This is a genomic window from Streptomyces sp. WELS2 (assembly GCF_013870595.1).
Taxonomy (GTDB): domain Bacteria; phylum Actinomycetota; class Actinomycetes; order Streptomycetales; family Streptomycetaceae; genus Streptomyces.
Genome location: NZ_JACBWZ010000645.1, coordinates 1 through 3,629 on the forward strand (window position 1 = coordinate 1; position 3,629 = coordinate 3,629).

Annotated in this window: 4 protein-coding genes; 2 read left to right on the top strand and 2 right to left on the bottom strand. The window is 72.7% G+C overall.

Annotated elements, in window-relative coordinates:
• A partial coding sequence (locus H5J33_RS27320; protein ID WP_181797505.1) for a PHP domain-containing protein occupies positions 1–775 on the bottom strand: 775 nt, incomplete at its 3' end.
• A 152-nt stretch (positions 776–927) separates the two neighbouring features.
• On the opposite strand from H5J33_RS27320, the gene H5J33_RS27325 reads away from it, so the two are divergent.
• Both H5J33_RS27325 and H5J33_RS27330 read left to right on the top strand, forming a co-directional pair.
• Positions 928–1,716: an SDR family oxidoreductase gene (locus H5J33_RS27325; protein ID WP_181797506.1), complete on the top strand. Its 789-nt coding sequence runs from the start codon at positions 928–930 to the stop codon at positions 1,714–1,716.
• An 86-nt stretch (positions 1,717–1,802) separates the two neighbouring features.
• The gene (locus H5J33_RS27330; protein WP_181797507.1) at positions 1,803–2,048 is read left to right on the top strand and encodes a hypothetical protein; all 246 of its coding nucleotides are present in this window, start codon (positions 1,803–1,805) and stop codon (positions 2,046–2,048) included.
• 9 nt (positions 2,049–2,057) lie between these two features.
• Here the strand turns inward: H5J33_RS27330 and H5J33_RS27335 are convergent, their stop codons facing one another.
• Positions 2,058–3,290 (bottom strand): glycoside hydrolase family 16 protein, encoded by a 1,233-nt coding sequence (locus H5J33_RS27335; protein WP_181797508.1) that lies wholly within the window; start codon positions 3,288–3,290, stop codon positions 2,058–2,060.
• Positions 3,291–3,629: the final 339 nt, after the last annotated feature.

Here is a 3,629-nt window from a genome sequence, read left to right on the forward strand (position 1 = left end):
CCGCCCCGGCGCACGCGGCGAACACCTCGTCCGCGTCGAACGCCGACTCCGGGCGCCCCCGCCCGGTCACCAGGCGCCCGGTGCAGTGCCCGAGGACGTCGGCGTGCGGATCGCGTACGGCGGTCACCATGCGGCGGGTCATGGCCCGGGCGTCCATCCGCAGTTTGGAGTGCACCGAGACCACGACCACGTCGAGCCGCTCCAGCAGTTCGGGCTCCTGGTCCAGCGAGCCGTCCTCCAGGATGTCGCACTCGATGCCGGTGAGCAGCCGGAACGGTGCCCAGTGCGCGTTCAGCTCCGCCACCACCGCCAGTTGCTCCCGCAGCCGCTCGGCCGACAGCCCCCGGGCCACGGTCAGCCGGGGGGAGTGGTCGGTGAGCGCCACCCACTCGTGCCCCAGCCCGGCGGCCGTCCGCCCCATCTCCTCGATCGGGCTGCCCCCGTCGGACCAGTCCGAGTGCGTGTGGCAGTCCCCGCGGAGCAGAGCCCGCAGCCCGGCCCCCGGCCCCTCGGGCGGCGCCCCGGCCTCCTCCTCCAGCCTGCGCAGATAGCCGGGCACCTCACCGGCCAGCGCCTCCCGCACCACCTGCGCGGTCTTCGGCCCGACCCCCTTCAGCGACTCCAGCGTCCCGGCGGCGGCCCGCTCGGTCACCTCGTCCCCGGGCAGTGCGGCCAGCGCCCGGGCGGCGGTACGGAAGGCCCGTACCCGGTAGCTGGGCGCGAGCGCCCGTTCCAGCAGAAACGCGATCCGGTCGAGAGCGGCGACGGGTTCCATGCACTCAAGGTTCACACCGGCGCCCGGCGAGGGCGCGGGGAACCACGCGCGCCGGCCCGCACCACCCGCGCCCCGGGCCTCACGGCGCACCCCGTTTGCGCACCCCGCCCCCGGGTACTGCCATGCCCACGCTCACCGAAAGGAGGCCGGTCATGCCCAAAGCGGCCATCGTCACCGGCGCGGACTCCGGCATCGGCCGCGCCACCGCCGTACGCCTCGCCGAGGAGGGACTGGACGTCGGGATCACCTGGCACACCGACGACAAGGGCGCCGAGGAGACGGCCGAGCAGGTCCGCGCGCGCGGCCGCCGCGCCGTCGTGTCCCGGCTGGACCTGACCCGGCTGCCCGAGGCCGCCGACACCGTGGACGAGCTGTGCGCGGAGCTGGGCCGGATCGACGTCCTGGTCAACAACGCCGGTACGGGCACGATGACGCCGTACCTCGACCTCACCCTGGAGGACGTGCGCCGGGTCCTGGACGTCGACCTCGTCGGCCCCTTCCTGCTGGGCCAGCGGGCCGCGCGACGGATGATCGAGCAGGGCGACGGCGGCCGGATCGTCAACGTCACCTCGGTGCACGAGCACCAGCCCCGGGTCGGCGCGGCCCCGTACTGCGCGGCCAAGGGCGGGCTCGGCCTGCTCACCCAGGTGATGGCCCTGGAACTGGCCGAGCACGGCATCACGGTGAACGCGGTCGCGCCCGGTGAGATCGCCACCCCGATGACCGGCCAGGAGGACACCGACGTGCGCACCGTGCGGCGCCCCGGCGTGCCGCTCGGCCGGCCCGGCGACGCCCGCGAGGTCGCCGCCGTGATCGCGTTCCTGGCGAGCCCCGACGCCTCGTACGTCACCGGGGCCTCCTGGAGCGTCGACGGCGGCATGCTGCGCATGGGCCCGCAGGCCGGATCCCATCTGACCAGCGACGACTGGCGCCGACCGTGAACGACCGCCCGCGGCGGACGCTCACGGTCCCGTTGCCGGCCGCCGCGGACCGCCCGTCGGCCCGCCGAGCGTTCTAGGCTCTATTCATGACCGAACAAGCAGCTCCCCACATATCCCACCCGCGGATCCTGGTCCACGGCGTGTGCCCGGGCAAGCCGGGTGAGCCGCCGTTCCGGATCATGGAGATCGACGGTCAGGTGGTCGGTGAGGCCAGGAACGTCACGGACGTCCTGGAGGCGGCGGCCTCCTACGGCATCACCATTCATGACCTGGACGATCCGGACGTGATCCGGTTCGTGGGCGGGGACAAGTACACCTGGCGGCCGCGCTGAGCGGACCGGTCAGCCGACCGTCCACTTCTGGTTGGCGCCGCCCGTGCAGGTCCAGATCTGCAGCCGCGTCCCGTTGGCCGAGTTGTTCCCGGTGACATCCAGGCACTTGTCCGCCTGCGGGTTGACGATGTCGCGGGCCGCCGGGAGGGCCCACTTCTGGGCGGGGCTGCCGTTGCAGTCCCACAGCTGGACGGGGGTGCCGTCGGCGGTGCCGCCGCCGCTGACGTCCAGGCACTTGCCGAGCGCCCGCAGTGTGCCGTCCGAGCCGACGGTCCACGCCTGCGCGTTCGTGCCGTTGCAGTCGTAGAGCTGGACCGGGGTGCCGTTCGCGGGGTTCGCTCCGGCCACGTCCACGCACTTGCCCGCCAGGCCCCGGATCGGCACCCCGGCGGCGCTGTCGCTCGTCGTCACCGACACCGAGTCCACCAGCAGCGTCTGCGGGAACTGCGTGGAGCCGTCCGGGTCGCCGGGCCAGTAGCCGCCCACCGCGAGGTTCAGGATCAGGAAGAACGGCTTGTTGAACACCCAGGTCTTGCCGCCCAGATCGGCGGGCGTGCGACGCTGGTAGACGTTCCCGTCCACCGACCAGGTGATCGAGTCGGGGGCCCAGTCGACGGCGAAGGTGTGGAAGGCGTCCGCGAAGGCCTGCCCGTTCGGCAGGGTGTAGCCCGCGCCTATGCCGCCCGAGCCGGAGTAGCCGGGGCCGTGGATGGTGCCGTGCACGGTCGACGGTTCGAAGCCGACGTTCTCCATCACGTCGATCTCGCCCGAGTCCGGCCAGTTGACCGGCGTGCCGAGCATCCAGAACGCCGGCCACATGCCCTGCCCGCGCGGGATCTTCATACGGGCCTCGACATGGCCGTACTGGGCGGTGAACTTGCCGGCGGTGTTCAGCCGGGCCGAGGTGTACTGGCAGCTGCCGTACCAGCACTGGTAGCCGGCCGGGTTCTCCTTGCGGGCCGTGATCACCAGATGGCCCTGGCCGTCCAGGGCCGCGTTCTTCGTGCCCGAGGTGTAGTACTGCCGCTCGTGGTTGTTGACGTTGTCGCCGGTCTCCAGCGTCCACTTGGAGCCGTCGACCGCCGCGCCCGCGGGTCCGTCGAAGGTGTCGGAGAAGGTGGTGACGGCCGCGGCCGTCGGGGCGGCGCTCCCGGCGTGCGCCGGACCGACGGCGGCGGAACCGATCAGCGCCGCGGACAGGGCGGCGAGGAGACATCTGCGGAGCAGGCGTGGGGAGGCCATGGCTCTCCGTTTCTCGTGGGGGTCGTCGTGGGGATCCCGTGGGGATGCGTGTCTTGATTTAAGGGGTGAGATAAGGGGCCGTCAATACTCTGGTACGGACCAGGTGTCGATGCCGGGCAACACGTGTCCTTCGGCCCCCCCGGCGGCAACTTGCCGGTCCGGAAGGCCGGTTGCGCGGTCGGGCCCGTCCGGGTTTCCGTTCACGCCTCCGGGGCACTCCGGGTGCGGACCCGCGTGCCGCCGCTCCCGCGCGGGTCCCGCGGTGCTTGGATGCCCTCAGCGGCAATTCCGGACATGTCGCCGCGAATCGCTGCGCAACGCGCCGAGGAGGTGCCGCAT

What these genes read in the sequence shown, in the direction of transcription:
- H5J33_RS27325 (WP_181797506.1), top strand. Translation starts at nt 928, where the DNA reads ATGCCCAAAGCGGCCATCGTCACCGGCGCGGACTCCGGCATCGGCCGC.
- H5J33_RS27330 (WP_181797507.1), top strand. Translation starts at nt 1,803, where the DNA reads ATGACCGAACAAGCAGCTCCCCACATATCCCACCCGCGGATCCTGGTC.
- H5J33_RS27335 (WP_181797508.1), bottom strand. Translation starts at nt 3,290, where the DNA reads ATGGCCTCCCCACGCCTGCTCCGCAGATGTCTCCTCGCCGCCCTGTCC.